Below are 17,324 nucleotides of genomic sequence, written 5' to 3' on the forward strand. Positions count from 1 at the left end.
CGCTAAAGCTGCGCCCGGCGTGCGGAAATCCGAAGCCCGTCCCGGTCCAAAATGGACCCATGCTCCGTCCGATTCGGAGCAACCCCAAATCCTCCCCTGCAAGAGGAGGTGGCGCGCGTCAGCGCGAGGGAGGGGTGTCCCCGTCGCAGGCAGATCCCGCCCCCCCCCGGGTCGGGGACATGCCTCCATCAACCCTTGGGGCCGGCAGCCCCTCCCAGGGATGACCGACGCCCGGCACCCACCGCAACACGCCTTGCCCCGCCCCGCTCCGAACCGCTAGGCATTCCCCATGCGGCAATATCTCGATCTCATGGAGCGCGCGCTCCACCATGGCGCGGAAACCATGGATCGCACCGGCACCGGAACCCGTTCGGTCTTCGGGCACCAGATGCGCTTCGATCTGAGCGAGGGTTTTCCCCTCCTCACCACCAAGAAGCTGCACCTGCGCTCGATCCTGATCGAGCTGCTCTGGTTCCTGCGCGGCGACACCAATGTCGCCTGGCTTCAGGAGCGCAAGGTCAGCATCTGGGACGAATGGGCCGATGAGAATGGCGATCTCGGCCCGGTGTACGGCAAGCAATGGCGCGACTGGGAAACCGCCGACGGCCGCCATCTCGACCAGATCGCCGAACTGATCGAAACGCTCAAGATCAATCCGCACTCGCGCCGGATGGTCGTCTCGGCCTGGAATCCGGGCGACTTGCACGCCATGGCGCTGGCGCCCTGCCACTGCCTGTTCCAATGCCATGTCGCGAACGGCAAATTGAGCCTCCAGCTCTACCAGCGCTCGGCCGACATCTTCCTGGGCGTGCCCTTCAACATCGCCAGCTACGCGCTGCTCACCCATCTGCTCGCGCAGCAGACCGGGCTGGAGGTCGGCGAGTTCATCTGGACCGGCGGCGACTGCCACCTATACTCCAACCATCTCGACCAGGCCCGCGAACAGCTCACCCGCACGCCGGGCCCGCTCCCGCGCCTCGAAATCCTGCGCAAGGCGCCGTCGATCGACGCCTACGAGTACGAGGACTTCGCCATCCACGACTACCAGGCCCAACCCCATATCAAGGCGCCGGTGGCGATATGAGGGATGACGGCAACTCCTCCCCGGCACGGGAAGGGGGGCCGCGCCCACCGGGCGTGGTGGAGGGGGCTCTCCACAGAGCTCTTCGCCCGCGGCACTCCCCCTCCACCATGCTGCGCATGGTCCCCCTCTCCGTGCCGGGGAGGATTACATCTTGATCACCTTCCACCTCGCCCGCGCCACCAACGGCGTCATCGGCCGTGACGGCCAACTCCCCTGGCGCCTGCCGGCGGACCTCAAGCGATTCAAGGCGCAGACCATGGGCAAGCCGATGGTCATGGGGCGCAAGACCTTCGAAAGCTTCCCCAGCCCCCTTCCCGGCCGCCGCCATATCGTCCTCACCCGCGACTCAAACTGGTCCGCCGAGGGTGCGGACGTCGCCCGCACCCCCGAACAGGCCCTCGCCATGGCGGGTGAGCACGCCGCCATCATCGGCGGCGCGGAGATCTTCGCGCTGTTCCTCCCGCTCGCCGATCGCATCGAACTGACCGAAGTCCATCTCGATGCCGATGGCGACGCCAGCGTACCCGCCTTCGGCCTCGGCTGGACCGAAACCGCGCGCGAGGACCATTCGGCGCAGGGTGACCGCCCGGCCTACAGCTTCGTCACCCTCGACCGCGCCTGACGCACCGCTTCGACAGCAAGGCCGCGTCACCCCGGCAGCGCCCGAATGACGAAGCCCTAGCCCCCACCGGCCACCCGCCCTATAGGCACCCCATGGAGCGGCTGGACGGCGGCGCGGCGGTTCCGCCGCGGCTGAGGGGCGCGATTGTCGCGCTGGGCAATTTCGACGGATTTCACCTGGGTCATCAGGCGGTGGTGGGCCGTGCCATCGATCGCGCCCGCGCCGAAGGCCGCCCGGCGATCGTCGCCACCTTCGATCCCCATCCCAAGCGCTTCTTCCGGCCTGACAGCAGCCACTTCCGCCTCACCACGCTCGACCAGCGCCAGCGCCTGTTCGCGCAGGCCGGTGCCGACGCCATGCTGGTATTCCCCTTCGACAGCGATCTCGCGGGCCTCGGCGCCCGGGGCTTCGCGCAGGAACGCCTGGTCGAGCACATCGGCGCAGGCGGCGTGGTGACCGGCACCGACTTCACCTTTGGCAAGGGCCGCGAGGGCGATGTCGCCGCGCTCGCCGAACTAGGCCGCCAGCTAGGCTTCTCCGCCGACATGGTGCCGCCGGTGACGCTCGACGGCGAGACCGTCTCCTCCAGCAGCATTCGCGAGCATCTGCGCGCCGGCCGGCCGCGCGACGCCGCCCGCCTGCTCACGCGCCCCTTCGCGATCGAAGGGGTGGTTGAGGGCGGCGCGCGTCTCGGCCGCACGCTCGGCTATCCCACCGCCAACATGGTCCTCGCCAACTATCTGCGCCCGGCCTACGGCATCTATGCCGTGCAGGGGCGCTTGCCCGATGGCGGCGTGCTGAACGGCGTCGCCAATCTAGGCATCCGCCCCACCATCGAGCCGCCGCTCGAACTGCTCGAAAGCTTCTTCTTCGACTTTTCCGGCGACCTCTACGGCCAGCGCATCGAAGTGTCGCTCCACGACTATCTGCGCCCCGAGGCCAAGTTCGACAGCCTGGACGCGCTCAAGGTTCAGATGGACAAGGACGCCGCGCAGGCGCGGGCGCTGCTGACCAGCTAATCCTCCCCTTTTAGGGGGAATACCAAACGCCCTTTCGGTTCCCCGGCGAAGGCCGGGGCGCAGCTGCGATGCGCTGGAGCAAGCGTCCTGCGGCATCGAGCCTCGGCCGCGACCGGGCCCTGGCCTCCGCCGGGGAGCCAGGAAGAAGAACCAGGCACCCCCAAAATGACACTTAACCCCGATCCCCCAACTCCGCCTTTGCAAGCTTCCCGCGCTTCCTTTAATCCGCGCGCACTCATGAGCGACACCAACGACACCTCGCGCGACTGGCGCGACACCGTCTTCCTTCCGAAGACCGATTTTCCGATGAAGGCCGGCCTTGCCGCCAAGGAGCCCGCGATCCTCGAGCGCTGGGCCAAGATCGGCCTGTACGACCGCCTGCGCCGCGAACGTGAAGGCCGCGAGCGCTTCATCCTCCACGATGGTCCGCCCTATGCGAATGGCGACATTCACATGGGCCATGCGATGAACAAGATCCTCAAGGACATCATCGTCCGCAGCCAGTCGCTGATGGGCAAGGACGCGCCCTACGTGCCGGGCTGGGACTGCCATGGCCTGCCGATCGAGTGGAAGGTCGAGGAAGCGTATCGCGCCAAGAAGCTCAACAAGGACGAAGTCGACCCCGTCGCCTTCCGGGCCGAATGCCGCGCTTATGCCGAGAAGTGGGTGCAGGTGCAGCGCGGCCAGTTCGAGCGGCTGGGCATCATGGGCGATTGGGAAGACCCCTATCTGACCATGAAGTTCGAAGCCGAAGCCACCATCGTCGGCGAACTGCTCAAGTTTGCCGAGACCGGCCAGGTCTATCGCGGCGCCAAGCCGGTGATGTGGTCCCCGGTCGAGAAGACCGCGCTCGCCGAAGCCGAAGTCGAATATGAGGACATCACCTCGACCCAGATCGACGTGGCGTTCGAGATCGTCGAGGCGCCGAACGCACCCGAACTGGTCGGCGCGCATGCGGTGATCTGGACGACCACGCCGTGGACGATCCCGGTGAACCAGGCTTTGGCGTACGGGCCTGAAATTGAATATTTCCTGGTCCGCTTCGACGAAATGGAAGGTGGCGCCAACACGCTGCTGATCGCCAAGGACCTGCTCGACAGCTTCGGTGCGCGCATTGGCCATCCGGTGGTGCTCAAGATCGGCGACACGCCGGGCACGGTCACGGCGCTTGCTTCCATCAAGGGTTCGCAGTTGGACGGCGCCGTGGCCCGCCACCCGATGCACGCGCTCGGCGGCTTCTTTGCCAAGCCGCGCCCAATGCTCGCCGGCGACTTCGTCACCACTGACGCGGGCACCGGCCTCGTCCATATGTCACCCGATCACGGCGAGGACGACTTCCTGCTGTGCAAGGCCAACGGCCTCGAGCCCGTGTTCGCGGTCGACGCCGCCGGCTTCTACCGCGCCGACTGGGGCTGGCTGGGCGGCCAGGGATCGGTGATCAACAAGAAGTTCACTGCCGCCGACGGCCCGATCTGCACCGATCTGCGCGAAGCCGGCGCGCTCCTCGCCGCCTCGGACGACTTCAAGCACAGCTATCCGCACAGCTGGCGCTCCAAGGCCAAGGTGATCTTCCGCGCCACCCCGCAATGGTTCATCCCGATGGACCGCGCGTCGCACTCGAAGGAAGAGGGCGTGCCGGAGAGCAACGGCGCCACGCTGCGCGACCTTGCGCTCAACTCGATCGAGCAGACCCGCTGGGTGCCCGAACGTTCCAAGAACCGCATCCGTTCGATGGTCGAAGGGCGCCCGGACTGGGTAATCTCCCGCCAGCGCGCCTGGGGTGTGCCGATCGCGCTCTACGTTCACCGCCACACCGGCGATTACCTCCGCGACGCCGCGGTCAACGCGCGCATCCTCACTGCCTTCCGGGCCGGCGGCGCCGACGCCTGGTTCCAGGCCGATCACCAGGCGCTGCTCGGCTCGCAATATGACGCAGCCGACTATGAAGTCGTTACCGACATCCTCGACGTATGGTTCGACAGCGGCTCGACTCACGCCTTTGTGGTCGAGGCGCGCTATGGCGCGGGCACCCGCGCCGACCTGTATGTCGAGGGGTCGGACCAGCATCGTGGCTGGTTCCAGTCTTCACTGCTCGAAGCTACCGGCACCCGCGGCCGCGCGCCGTACGATGCGGTGCTGACGCACGGCTTCGCGCTCGACGGCAAGGGCAAGAAGATGTCCAAGTCGCTCGGCAATGTCGTCGATCCCCTTAAGATCATTGGGGAATCCGGCGCCGACATCCTGCGCCTGTGGGTTGCCCAGACCGACTATTTCGAGGACGTCCGCATCGGCAAGGAAGTGCTCGCCGGCACCGGCGATACCTACCGCAAGCTGCGCAATACCTTCCGCTACCTGCTCGGCGCCCTCGACGATTTCCGCGTCGACGAGATGCTGGCCGTCGCCGAAATGCCCGAGCTGGAACGCTACATCCTGGTGCGCCTGGCCGAACTCGACACCGAGCTTCGCGCAGCCGCCAACGCGTTCGAGTTCAACCGCTACACCCGCGCATTGACCGACTTCGCCAACGAGGACCTGTCAGCCTTCTTCTTCGATATCCGCAAGGACTCGCTCTACTGCGACGCGCCCAGCGATCCGAAGCGCCGCGCCTACCGCACCGTGCTCGACATCCTGTTCCACGCACTCGTCCGCTACGCCGCCCCGATCCTCGCCTTCACTGCCGAGGAAGTGTGGCAGGCGCGCTTCCCCGGCGAGGACAGCTCGGTGCACTTGCTGGAATGGCCCGAGGTACCGGTGGTCGAGGGCAAACTGTCCGCCGACTGGTCGCAGGTCCGCGCCCTTCGCGAGCGCGTGACCGAGGCTATCGAGCCCTATCGCCGCGAGAAGAAGGTACGCTCCAGCCTGGAGGCCGAAGTCACCACCCCCGAACTGCCGCTGCCCGGCGATAGCCTGGCCGAACTGTTCATCGTGTCCAAGGTCACGCCCGGCGACGCCGTCACGGTTACGCCCACCGATCGCCTTAAATGCGGCCGGTGCTGGCGGCATCTTCCCGAAGTTGCGGAGGACGGCGCGTTGTGCGACCGCTGCGCGCAGGTGGTGGACGCATGAACATGAACCGTCGGATCGGGCTGCTCGTCGCGGCCCTGGTGTTTCTGGTCGACCAGTTCACCAAATACTATGTCACGGGCCCGTTGGGCCTTAACGTGCAGGACGCGTCGCTGACGGTGCTGCCGATCTTCGATCTTCGCTTCGTCAAAAATGTCGGCGTGTCCCTGGGGCTGTTGCCCGCAAGCGGCGCGATGACGCGCTGGCTGCTGGTGCTGCTGACCGGCGCGATCGCCGCCGGCGTGTGCGTGTGGATGCTGCGCGAGAAGAAGCGCCCCGACATCATCGCGCTGGGCCTGGTGCTCGGTGGCGCGATCGGCAACATCCTGGATCGCGCCCGGCTGGGCTATGTTGTCGATTTTGCCGATCTGCACTTCGGCAATTGGCGTCCCTTTTTGGTCTTCAATGTCGCCGATGCGGCGATTACCATCGGCGTGCTGATCCTGTTGATCCGCGCCTTGTTCGTGCGCGATACGCCGGCCGGCAGGCCGGCCCCTGTGGAGAATGAAGTCAATGCGTAAGCTGATCATCCTTGCGAGCGGCATCGCGCTTACCGCCTCGCTGTCGGCCTGCGGCAAGAGCGGCATGAACCGCAACCGTCCCGACGAGTTCGCCGTCGCGCGCCAGGCACCGCTGGTGATCCCGCCCGATTTCGCGCTGGTGCCACCGCAGCCCGGCGCCCCGCGCCCGCAGGACGTCAAGGCGTCCGACCAGGCGCTCGACGCGCTGTTCGGCGGTTCGGCAGCGCGCAGCGCTGGCGAAAGCGCGACGCTGGACGCCGCAGGGCGTTCGGCCGCCGACCTGGGCGCGCGCAGCACCGCGGGCAGCCCGACCACGCCGGTGGTCGACAAGGGTGGCACTACCAGCGAGATCATCGCGGCGCCAGCGGGTAACGGCCGTGAGGCGAGCGCAGGCACGGGTGCCGCGGCGCCGCAGCCGACCACGCCGCCTGCAGGAACGCCGCAGCCGCAATAAGCGCGCGTTTGCGTGGAGATGAGAAAAGGCCGGTCCGCTTGTGTGCGGGCCGGCCCTTTTTCTTGACTTCTCTCGGGGAAGCTCTGCGGCACCCATGTTCCTCAGCAGAGGCCGGAGCCCAGCTGCGACGCATCTAGTGATGAGGGTTTGGCGGCTCGGCTCCCGCCTCCGCCGGGGAACTGCCAGGCCGGGCTGCCTCGCCTCGTCCCCCCTCCCGAAAGAACGATGTGGGGCGTCAGCGCCGCCGCGCGCCGCTGGCGCGGATCTGCTGCTGCTTGCCGTATCGCGTCTTGCGGGTGCCCGGCTTGCCTTCGTTGCTGCGTCCCATGACGGGCGCCTTGTGCTCGTCGGCCGGCAGCCCGAGTTCCTCGGCCTCGAGCGAGCGGATCTCGTCGCGCAGCCGCCCGGCCTCCTCGAACTCCAGGTTCGCCGCGGCATTGCGCATCTTCTTCTCGAGCTCTTCGATATAAGCGCGAAGATTGTGGCCGACTATGTGCGGCCGGTCCGCGTCGATCTCGACCAGCACGCCGTCCTTCGAAGCGACATGGGCGATGATGTCGCCGATGTTCTTCTTCACCGTGAACGGCGTGATGCCGTGCTCGCGGTTATATTCCTCCTGCTTCTCACGGCGACGGCCGGTTTCGGCGAGCGCGCGCTCCATGCTGCCGGTCACGCGATCGGCATAGAGGATCACTCGGCCCTCGACGTTGCGCGCGGCGCGGCCGATCGTCTGGATCAGCGAGGTCTCCGAGCGCAGAAACCCTTCCTTGTCGGCGTCGAGGATCGCCACCAGCCCGCATTCGGGGATGTCGAGCCCCTCGCGCAGCAGGTTGATGCCGATCAGCACGTCGTACACGCCCAGCCGAAGATCGCGGATCAGCTCGATGCGCTCCAGCGTCTCGGTGTCCGAATGCATGTAGCGGACCTTGATCCCTGCCTCGTGCATATATTCGGTCAGATCCTCGGCCATCCGCTTGGTCAGCGTGGTGACGAGGGTGCGATAGCCAAGCGCCGTAGTCTTCTTGCACTCCTGTATCAGGTCTTGGACCTGCTCCTCGACCGGCTTGATCTCGACCGGGGGGTCGATCAGTCCGGTCGGGCGGATGACCTGTTCGACGAACACGCCGCCGGTCTGCTCCATCTCCCACCCGCCGGGCGTCGCCGAGACATAGGTGGTCTGCGGGCGCATCGCGTCCCACTCGTTGAAGCGCAGCGGGCGATTGTCGATCGCCGAGGGCAGGCGGAAGCCATATTCCGCCAGCGTGATCTTGCGGCGATGGTCACCGCGCGACATGCCGTTGATCTGGCCAATCGTCTGGTGGCTCTCATCGACGAATAGCAGGGCGTTTTCAGGCAGATATTCGAACAGCGTGGGCGGCGGCTCACCCGGCAGGCGGCCGGTGAGGAAGCGGCTATAATTCTCGATGCCCGCGCAGCTGCCCGTCGCGGCGATCATCTCCAGATCAAAGTTAGTGCGCTGTTCCAGCCGCTGATGCTCAAGCAGCTTGCCCTCGGCCTCCAACTCCTTCAGCCGCTCGGACAGTTCGTGCTTGATCGCCTCCATCGCCTGCTTGAGCGTCGGCCCGGGCGTGACGTGGTGCGAATTGGCGTAGACGCGGACGCTGTCGAGGTTCGCCACCTTGCTGCCGGTCAGCGGATCGAATTCGGTAATCTCCTCGATCTCGTCGCCGAAGAAGCTGATCCGCCAGGCGGTGTCCTCATAATGCGACGGGAAGATCTCAAGGCTGTCGCCGCGCACGCGAAAGTTCCCGCGCGAGAATGCCGCGTCATTGCGCTTGTATTGCAGCGCGACGAGCTTGCGGATGATCTCGCGCTGGTCCTCGACCCTGCCCTTCTTAAGATCGAAGATCATCGCGCTGTAGGTCTCGACCGAGCCGATGCCGTACAGACACGACACCGACGCGACGATGATCACGTCGTCGCGCTCAAGCAGCGACCGGGTGGCCGAGTGGCGCATCCGGTCGATCGCCTCGTTCACCGAGCTTTCTTTTTCGATGTAGGTGTCCGAACGGGCGACATAGGCCTCGGGCTGATAATAGTCGTAATAGCTAACGAAATATTCGACCGCGTTGTTCGGAAAGAACGACTTGAACTCGCCATAAAGCTGCGCCGCGAGGATCTTGTTGGGTGCCAGGATCAGCGCCGGGCGCTGCAGCTCCTCGATCATCTTGGCCATGGTGTAGGTCTTGCCGGATCCGGTAACGCCAAGCAGCACTTGGTCGCGCTCACCCGCCGCCGCCTGCTGGACGAGTTCGGGGATCGCAAAGCGCTGGTCGCCCGACGGCTGATACTCGCTCACCAATTCAAAACGCTTGCCGCCCTCGCTCTTTTCGGGGCGGTTCGGACGATGCGGAACGAAGCTCTCGCCGGTTTCGGGCTCGTCTAGGTTGGTGCGGATCTGGATGGCCATCGGCTTCCATATTGGGTCTGGAGGGCGGGGCCGCAATCGCTCCGACACGGGCGGTCGCTCGAGTCATCTCAGCTGCGGCCGGCCTGTCCCGATTGCGGAAAGACCAGGGGCCGGTCGCCAAACCGGGACAGCAGGGCCTTCTCGCGATAATAAGGGTGCATCGCTTCGACATCCACCTCGTCGGGATATTGAAACGCGACCGAAAACGCGCCGTTCTTGAGGTCATATTCCATTATCGACCAGCGCCTGCTCGCCGGTTCGGCGAACCAAGCCGAAAGCAGCAGCAGTTCAAGGTCGCTTCCTTCTGATTCGACGTAGCGCACGACCTTGCCGTCGGCCTTGAACACGCTGGGCGTGATCCAGCCCATGCCGACTTCGACATACAGAAAGGCGCCATTCGCGCTTTCGCCGGCAACGTGACGAGTTCCTGCGCGATCGCGTCCAGCGCCGTGTTGAGCTTGGCGCGCGAGGCACGCGCGGGCGCGCACGCGGCTTGGCAGCGCGTGGCTTGTCCGCTGGCTTACTGGCCGATCGCGCCGCGGGAAGATCATGCGGTAGTGCCGGGATGATGATCGTCGCCGGCGGCTTCTTCCTGGTTCTGCTGCGGCGCGGCGGGCGATCTGACTCGGCGGACGCCGCGCTGGTGGCGGACGGGCCCGACCCGCAGCGAACTGGCCAAAGCCGCGGGCGTACAAAGGGTGGCGACGGTAAGCGCCATGCCTAGGATTGCAGGAAACGCTTTGGAGGACTCGATCTGCCGCGATGCCATGGTCTGCATGGGACTCTCCCCTGTCCGACTGCATTGTACCAGCAACGCTGGAACAAAGCAAGAACTTCGCCGGGCAATTGCAAATCATCGGCTTTTCGCGTCTGAGGAGGCGACAACGATCCGGGGACTTTGATTCACATGCGCATCTTGCTGCTTGCCGTCGCGACGCTCGCACTGTCCGCCTGCCAATCGGCGGCGGAGAAGCGGGCCGCGGAGACCGGCGAGATCGACGCGACGAACGCGACCACCGAGGAAGTGTCGAAGCTGATCCAGATCGCGCAGCCTAAGGCAGCGATGACGCCGGGCAAGTGGACGTTGGCGCTACGTGTGGTTTCGACCGACCTGTCGGCGCTATCGAGCGCGGCGCGCGGGACACAGGAACAAGCGATCAAGGCGCTGGAGCGCAACTCCACTGCCTGCCGCACCAAGGACGAGCTGAAGCCGATCGACTTGTCGCAGCTGGAAAAGGTGGCGGGCACCTGCACCTATCCGCGCTATCAGTCCAAAGGCGGCAAGCTCGACGCGGTGATCGAGTGCAAGAAGGACGGCGCACCCGACACGGTGCTGCACGCCGTGGGCACCACCGGCCCGAACGGATTCGACGTCAAGCTGGACCAGAAGACCGGTGCGCCGGGCCAGGCGGGCTACATCGCGCTGACGCTGCAGGCGACCGGCAAACGCGTGGGCGCCTGTCCCGCCTGAGCCTCAGCGACGGCGATAGGCGATGCGCCACATCGCCAGCGCAATGCCGCTGGCAAGGATCGCGATCAGACCGGCAGTGAGCAGCGCGCCGACCCAGCGGAACAGCGCGACATCGCTCGCCAACGGCTGAGCGTCGAACAGCCCGAAGCCGCGCGTCTGCGCCGCAACGAACAGCGCGAGCGCAAGCACGATGCCCGCGAGCGCGGCGGCGACCGGGCCGCGAATGCCCGCGACATGCAGCACCAGCCATAAAGGGCCTGCCAGCACGGTAAGCGCCAGCGCCCCGAACAGAGTGCCGAGCACCAGGCCAAGAGCGAGCGCCTGCGCGCCGTGTCCGCCGGGCAGGAGCAGCAGCATCGTGAGCAGGCCGAGCATCAGCGCTCCGGCGCCGAGCGCCAGCCCCGCGCGATCGATGCTGGTGCCGTAACGGCGAGGCGCGCCCATCAACGTAGCGCGTCGAATCGGCCGGCACGGATGCAGGCGTCGAGCTTGGCGAAGTCGGGCGGGGTTCCCCCAGCAGCAAGGGGCGGCACATCGACAGGCTGGCCGATGGGGGTAGACGCGAAGCGGCGCGGGTCGGCGCCCGCGCACTCCTGCATCGCCCGAAGCAGCCGCGGCGGAGTATCATAGGCCTCGCGCGAGAGACGGAAGGTGCCCCAATGGATCGGGATCGCCTGGGGCTGCCCCAACCCCTGCCAGATGTGCAGCGCGCCGAGCGGGCCGACATGGCTGCCCGCTGCCATCTGCCTTTCTTGGAAACGGAAGGCGCCGATCGGGATCGCGGCAAGGCGAATGGGGCCGAGCGCCGCGGCTTCGGCAGGCCATTTGCCGTCACCCAGCCCGGTATCGCCTGAGAAGAAGAAATTACCACCCGACAGCTCGACCACGAAGCTGGACCACAAAGCACGGTTGCGGTCGGAGAACCACCGACTGCCCCAATGGTGATTGCGGGTGACCGCCACGCGCACCCCCTGTCGGGCTTCGAGCGACTGCCCCCAATCCAGCGCCCGCGCGGGCACCCCTGCCCCGCCGATCACGCGATCGTTGCCGAGCGAGGTGACGATCAACGGACGGTCGCGCTGCCACAGCCGCTTCAAGGTGGTGAGATCCATATGGTCATAATGGTTGTGGCTCACGAGCACTAGGTCGATGCGCGGCAGATCGTCGAACTCGACGCCTGGCGCCGCCACGCGTCGGGGACCGAGGCCGAGCGGTCCGGCGCGGTCGCTCCAGACGGGATCGGTCAGGATGTTGAGGCTGTTGGTCTGCACCAGCAGCGTGGCATGCCCGACCCAGGTGACACGCATCGTCTCCCCAACGACTCGCGCGGCGGGTTTGCTCGGCCGCACCGGCACCCGGTCGGGCCATACCGGCCGGCCGTTATCGCCGAGCAGATAGCGCGCGACGAAGCCGAACCGACTGCTGCTCCGCGATGTCCGAAGCCGGTCGTCATCGCCATCGGGATTGAAGAAATGTGCACCGTCAAAATGCGCGCTCTGCGGGCCTTCATAATAGATGCGGTCGAGGAAGTGCGGAAGCACCGTTGCCGCCAGACAGAGGGCGACAACGATCCATAGCAGGACGGCGAGGGCAAGCTTTACGACGCGCATGTCCCGTCATCGCGGGGTGGAGGCGTGTGATCAAGCTTGATCGCCGGGGCACCCCTACCCTAACCGTGCGTCATGACCGCCGAGCTGCCCCGCACACCGGAAGATGCCGCCGCCGAGCTGGAGCGGCTGGCTGCCGAGATCGCCCGCCATAACCGGCTCTACCATGGCGAGGACGCGCCCGAGATCAGCGACGCACAGTATGACGCGTTGATGCGGCGCAATGCCGCGATCGAAGCCGCCTTTGCCGATCTGGTGCGCAGTGACTCGCCGTCGCGCCAAGTTGGCGCGGCGCCCTCCAGTCACTTGGCCAAGGTGACGCACGCGCGGCAGATGTTCAGCCTCGACAACGCCTTTTCTGCGCAGGACGTGGCCGATTTTCTGGGCCGGGTGCGCCGCTTCTTGAGCCTAAGCGACGGCGAGACAGTGGCGCTTACCGCCGAGCCCAAGATTGACGGGCTATCCTGTTCGCTGCGCTATGAGGGCGGCACGCTGGTGCAGGCGCTGACCCGAGGCGACGGACGCGTGGGCGAGGACGTGACGGCGAACGCCCGAACCATTGCCGACATCCCTCCGACGCTGACCGGGGCGCCCGACGTGTTCGAGGTGCGCGGCGAGGTCTATATGGCGAAGGGCGACTTCGCCGCGCTCAACGCCCGCCTGCTCGCGGAGGCCGAGACGGCGGGCAAGGAAGCCCGCCAGTTCGCCAACCCCCGCAACGCCGCCGCGGGATCGCTGCGCCAGAAAGATGCCGCGGTCACCGCTACGCGGCCGCTCCGCTTCCTTGCTTGGGGTTGGGGCGAGACCAGCGCGCTGCCCGGCGACACGCAAGCGGCGGTGATCGCCGCGCTTCGAGGGATGGGGTTCCCTGTGTCCGATCTGTTCGCGGGGCCGCTCGACCTCGACGCGGCGCTGGCGCAGTATCGCGCGATCGAAGGGGTGCGCGCCGACCTGCCGTTCGACATTGATGGCGTCGTCTACAAGATCGACCGGCTCGATTGGCAAATCCGGCTCGGCTATGTCGGGCGGGCGCCGCGCTGGGGAATCGCGCACAAGTTCCCGGCCGAGCGGGCGCAGACGACGCTTCAACGGATCGACATTCAGGTCGGGCGCACCGGCAAGCTGACGCCGGTTGCGCGACTGGAACCGGTAACCGTGGGCGGGGTGGTGGTGACCAACGCGACGCTTCACAATGCCGACGAGATCTCGCGGCTTGGGGTGCGACCGGGCGACCGAGTGGTCCTTCAGCGCGCCGGCGACGTGATCCCGCAGATCGTCGAGAACCTCACCCGCGACGAACCGCGCGAAGCCTGGACCTTTCCAACGCACTGCCCCGACTGCCAGTCGGAAGCGGTGCGCGAGGAGGGCGAAGTCGATATACGCTGCACCGGTGGGCTGATCTGTCCGGCACAGCGGCTGGAAAGGCTGCGCCACTTTGTAAGCCGCGGCGCGCTCGACATCGAAGGCTTGGGCGAGAAGACGCTGGTCGAGTTCCTCGACCTGGGCTGGATCGCCGAGCCCGCCGACATCTTCCGACTGCGCGCGCACCGCGACGAGCTGCTCGGGCGGGAAGGGTGGAAGGACAAGTCGGTAGACAACCTTCTCGCCGCGATCGAGGCGAAGCGGTCGCCCGATCCCGTGCGCCTGCTCTTCGGACTCGGCATCCGCCACATCGGCGTGGTGACCGCACGCGACCTGCTCAAGCGCTACGCCAACCTGCCCGCACTTCAGACGCTCGCCGACGCGTTGATCGCCCTGCGAGAGAACTGCCCGCCGGTGTTGGGTGAGACGCCGCAGAAGCACCAGGCGCGGCTCGACAAAGCTGTGGCAGAGCATGTCGGCGTGGAGAATGTCGGCGGGGCGGCCGGCCACGCGCTCGCCGACTTCTTTCATGAGCCGCACAATAGAATGCTGTGGGACGACCTGCTCAGCGAAGTCTCTCCACCCCCTTTCGTGGTGGAGACCCGCGCGTCAGAGGTGAGCGGCAAGACGCTCGTTTTCACCGGTAAATTGGAGACGCTGAGCCGCGACGAGGCGAAAGCCCAGGCCGAATCGCTTGGCGCGCGAGTCGCGAGTTCGGTATCCGCCAAGACCGATCTGGTGATTGTCGGTGCTGACGCCGGATCGAAGCGCAAGAAAGCCGACGATTTGGGCATCCGCGTCGTCACAGAAGCCGAGTGGCAGGCGATCGCAGCCGCCGCTACGTGACTTTTTTGCAACGCAGCAAAGTTAAACCGGTGGTTAACGCGCTGAGTTCATGACGGTTCCGGCAACTGTCACAGAGTCGACATAAATCGACCTCATGGGCGGCGCCAGACGGTGAACCCCACCGCGTGACAGTGCCGGCTCGGCACACCGAAAGGGACATTTAATGCGCACCAAGCTTTATGCTGGCGTGGCCTTCGCCGCGCTGATGATTCCGGTCAGCGCCTTCGCGCAGTCGACCGGCACGATCGAGGCAGAAGGTCAGTCCGAAGAAGTCGTCGTCACCGGTCAAGCCGGCCCGCGCGAAATTGGCGGCGTTCAGATCCCGGATCAGCCCAAGGCCCGCGCCGTGCTGACCCAGGAATTCATCGCGCGTCAGCAGCCGGGTCAGTCGATCCTTGAAACGATCAACTTCGTTCCGGGCGTCAACTTCACTAACAACGATCCCTACGGCACCTCGGGCGGCAACCTGCGCATCCGCGGCTTCAGCGGCGACCGTGTGTCGGTCACCTTCGACGGCATCCCGCTGAACGACTCGGGCAACTACTCGGTCTATTCGAACCAGATGCTCGACCCCGAGCTGATCGAGCAGGCGAACGTGAACTTCGGCGCAACCGACGTCGACTCGCCAACGGCCAGCGCTTCGGGCGGCACCGTCAACTACCGCTCGCTGATGCCCACGGACGAGATGAGCGCGATCGCAGTCTACACGCGCGGCACGTACGACTTCAATCGCGTGTTCGGCATGATCAACACGGGGGAGCTGACGAAGTTCGGCACCAAGGCATGGATCGCCGCCAGCAACGAAACCTATGAGCAGTTCCGCGGCTATGGCGAACTGAGCAAGCAGCAGTTCAACGCGAAGATCTATCAGCCGATTGGCGGCAATGGCGACTTCATCGCCCTGGCGGGTCACTATAACCGCAACCGCAACAGTTCGTATAGCAACCCGACCAGCGCCAACATTCGCACGCTGCTCGGCACGAGCGTGGTTCCGGCCACTGCCACCGACTCGAACCCGTTCACGCTCGATCTGTCGAACGAGCAGTATGATCAGGTGTTTAACAATCGTGATTCGGGCGTGACTGGGCCCTACGACCAGTTCTGCTCGCCGCCCTCCGCCAATGTGGCTTTCGGTAATGCAGCCCCGCAGATCGACGCGACGAGCTGCGCTAATTCCTCGCTCACAGCGATCAACCCGTCCGACACGGGCGTAATGCGCCTCAACTCGCGCTTCGAGCTGACCGACAGCCTGCTGTTCACGTTCGATGGCGGCTACAGCTTTACGCGTGCCAACGGCGGCGGCTCGACCGTATTCAACGAGAGCGGCGTGCCCGTTGGTACTGTCGGAGGGGTCCCCGGTGACAATAACTACCAGGGCGGCCGCCTAACCGGCGGCGTCGACATCAATGGCGACGGCGACACGCTCGACCGCGTTCGCGCATATTATCCGTCGAACACGCGCACCCAGCGCTTCGTGGCGATCGCCGGCCTACGTTATCAAATCGACCCGAACAACTTAGTTCGCGTCGCCTATACCTGGGATCGGGCACGTCATCGCCAGACCGGTGAGGCCAGCCTGCTGAACTCCATCGGCCGTCCCTATGACGTTTTCGGCTTCGACGGGGAGACCGATCGTCCGGTGCTCGACGCGCAGGGTAATGTGCTCAACAAGCGCAACCGTCTGTCCTACGCCATCCTGCATCAGGTTTCCGGCGAATATCGCGGCAAGTTCTTCGACAACCGCCTGAACGTGAACTTGGGCGTGCGCGCGCCGTTCTTCCGCCGCAATCTCAGCAACTTCTGCTACACGATCGCGGGTCAGTCGAGCGACGCCTATTGCACCTCGGAGACCCCAGCGCAGGTCGGCATCAACCCGGTTCGTGGTCAGTACGGCGCGCCCTATCAGAACCGCGTCGAGACCTACAGCGCGGTGCTGCCGAACGTCGGCTTCACCTTCGATCTGGTCGATCGTTTGAGCCTGTTTGCTAGCTATGCCAAGGGCTTCTCGGCTCCCAAGACCGACAACCTCTACTCGTTCGGCGCCACCCGCGTTTCCACCGGCGCGTACATCCAGCCGTCCTTTGACCTGCAGCCGGAAAAGACTGACTCTTTCGATGTCGGTCTGCGCTACAACTCGCCGATCTTCACGGCGCAGGCTGGTGCGTGGTACATCTACTACAAGAACCGCATCATCAGCTCGCAGGTGCCGGAAGAGGGTTCCACGAACCTCATCAACGTCGACCGCAACGTCGGCGCAGTAAAGAGCTATGGCTTTGACGGCCTCGTCAGCGTCCGTCCGGTGCCACAGCTGTCGCTATACGCCTTCGGTTCGTACATTAAAACAGAGCTGCAGGACGACTTGATCGATCTGCGCAACAACACGGTAATCCCGCTGCGCGGCAAGGAAGTCGTCGAGACGCCGCAGTGGACCTATGGCGGTCGCGCGCAGCTGGACCTGGAGCCCTTCCAGTTCGGCATTGAGGCCAAGCACACGGGCGACCGCTGGGTCACCGACGTGAACGACTTCGCAGTAGCGGGCTACACGCTGGTCAACGCGGACATCCGCTTTGGCCTGACCGACATTGGCCTGGAGCGCACCTTCCTCCAGTTCAACGCGACAAACCTGCTCAAGGAGCGCTTCTTCGGAAGCCTCAGCACGCAGCAGGGCTTCTCGAACAACCCGCGCCTGAACCTGGGTTCGCCGCGGACCTTCACAGGCTCGATCCACTTCGAGTTCTGATCTTTCCAAGATCGACAACGAAGCCGCCGCTCCAGCAATGGGGCGGCGGTTCTCGTTTGTGGGCCTCTTTGCCCAGTGTCGTGCTCGGTGTTAGAGGGCGCGGG

General features: G+C 65.6%; 14 protein-coding genes. 9 read left to right on the top strand and 5 right to left on the bottom strand.

Going from position 1 to position 17,324, the window contains the following annotated elements:
• The first annotated feature begins 289 nt into the window (after positions 1-289).
• The 6 genes from FHT02_RS14475 to FHT02_RS14500 all read left to right on the top strand — a co-directional run bounded on the left by FHT02_RS14475 (position 290) and on the right by FHT02_RS14500 (position 6,763).
• The gene (locus FHT02_RS14475) at positions 290-1,084 is read left to right on the top strand and encodes a thymidylate synthase (protein WP_184088992.1); all 795 of its coding nucleotides are present in this window, start codon (positions 290-292) and stop codon (positions 1,082-1,084) included.
• 151 nt (positions 1,085-1,235) lie between these two features.
• On the top strand, positions 1,236-1,706 hold the full coding sequence (locus tag FHT02_RS14480; protein ID WP_184088995.1) for a dihydrofolate reductase: 471 nt from the start codon (positions 1,236-1,238) through the stop codon (positions 1,704-1,706).
• A 92-nt stretch (positions 1,707-1,798) separates the two neighbouring features.
• A complete protein-coding gene (locus FHT02_RS14485; protein WP_184088998.1) occupies positions 1,799-2,725 on the top strand; it encodes a bifunctional riboflavin kinase/FAD synthetase in 927 nt (308 codons plus the stop codon).
• A gap of 237 nt (positions 2,726-2,962) precedes the next feature.
• Complete coding sequence (gene ileS / locus FHT02_RS14490; protein WP_184089001.1) at positions 2,963-5,791, top strand: isoleucine--tRNA ligase; 2,829 nt, start codon at positions 2,963-2,965, stop codon at positions 5,789-5,791.
• Positions 5,788-6,309 (top strand): signal peptidase II, encoded by a 522-nt coding sequence (lspA, locus tag FHT02_RS14495; RefSeq protein WP_184089004.1) that lies wholly within the window; start codon positions 5,788-5,790, stop codon positions 6,307-6,309. The genes ileS and lspA overlap by 4 nt, the downstream gene beginning before the upstream one ends.
• On the top strand, positions 6,302-6,763 hold the full coding sequence (locus tag FHT02_RS14500) for a DUF3035 domain-containing protein (RefSeq protein WP_184089007.1): 462 nt from the start codon (positions 6,302-6,304) through the stop codon (positions 6,761-6,763). Before lspA ends, FHT02_RS14500 begins: the two co-directional genes overlap by 8 nt.
• Positions 6,764-6,998: 235 nt before the next feature.
• On the opposite strand, the gene uvrB is transcribed toward FHT02_RS14500, so the two are convergent.
• The 3 genes from uvrB to FHT02_RS14515 all read right to left on the bottom strand — a co-directional run bounded on the left by uvrB (position 6,999) and on the right by FHT02_RS14515 (position 9,972).
• The gene (gene uvrB / locus FHT02_RS14505; RefSeq protein WP_184089009.1) at positions 6,999-9,194 is read right to left on the bottom strand and encodes an excinuclease ABC subunit UvrB; all 2,196 of its coding nucleotides are present in this window, start codon (positions 9,192-9,194) and stop codon (positions 6,999-7,001) included.
• A 68-nt stretch (positions 9,195-9,262) separates the two neighbouring features.
• Positions 9,263-9,745 carry a hypothetical protein gene (locus FHT02_RS14510; RefSeq protein WP_246352418.1) on the bottom strand — a complete coding sequence of 161 codons (483 nt, stop codon included), beginning with the start codon at positions 9,743-9,745 and terminating at the stop codon, positions 9,263-9,265.
• Positions 9,742-9,972 (bottom strand): hypothetical protein, encoded by a 231-nt coding sequence (locus tag FHT02_RS14515; RefSeq protein ID WP_184089012.1) that lies wholly within the window; start codon positions 9,970-9,972, stop codon positions 9,742-9,744. Before FHT02_RS14515 ends, FHT02_RS14510 begins: the two co-directional genes overlap by 4 nt.
• A gap of 129 nt (positions 9,973-10,101) precedes the next feature.
• On the opposite strand from FHT02_RS14515, the gene FHT02_RS14520 reads away from it, so the two are divergent.
• Entirely contained in the window at positions 10,102-10,665 is a 564-nt protein-coding gene (locus tag FHT02_RS14520; RefSeq protein ID WP_184089013.1) for a DUF3617 domain-containing protein, read from the top strand.
• A gap of 3 nt (positions 10,666-10,668) precedes the next feature.
• Here FHT02_RS14520 and FHT02_RS14525 read toward each other — a convergent pair whose 3' ends face one another.
• On the bottom strand, positions 10,669-11,109 hold the full coding sequence (locus FHT02_RS14525) for a hypothetical protein (protein ID WP_184089016.1): 441 nt from the start codon (positions 11,107-11,109) through the stop codon (positions 10,669-10,671).
• On the bottom strand, positions 11,109-12,275 hold the full coding sequence (locus FHT02_RS14530) for an MBL fold metallo-hydrolase (RefSeq protein WP_184089019.1): 1,167 nt from the start codon (positions 12,273-12,275) through the stop codon (positions 11,109-11,111). Before FHT02_RS14530 ends, FHT02_RS14525 begins: the two co-directional genes overlap by 1 nt.
• Before the next feature lie 72 nt (positions 12,276-12,347).
• On the opposite strand from FHT02_RS14530, the gene ligA reads away from it, so the two are divergent.
• The gene (gene ligA, locus FHT02_RS14535; RefSeq protein WP_184089022.1) at positions 12,348-14,480 is read left to right on the top strand and encodes an NAD-dependent DNA ligase LigA; all 2,133 of its coding nucleotides are present in this window, start codon (positions 12,348-12,350) and stop codon (positions 14,478-14,480) included.
• Positions 14,481-14,643: 163 nt separating this feature from the next.
• Complete coding sequence (locus FHT02_RS14540; RefSeq protein WP_184089025.1) at positions 14,644-17,220, top strand: TonB-dependent receptor; 2,577 nt, start codon at positions 14,644-14,646, stop codon at positions 17,218-17,220.
• Positions 17,221-17,324 lie beyond the last annotated feature (104 nt).

The organism is Sphingomonas xinjiangensis (assembly GCF_014199255.1).
In the GTDB taxonomy this organism is placed as follows: domain Bacteria; phylum Pseudomonadota; class Alphaproteobacteria; order Sphingomonadales; family Sphingomonadaceae; genus Sphingomonas; species Sphingomonas xinjiangensis.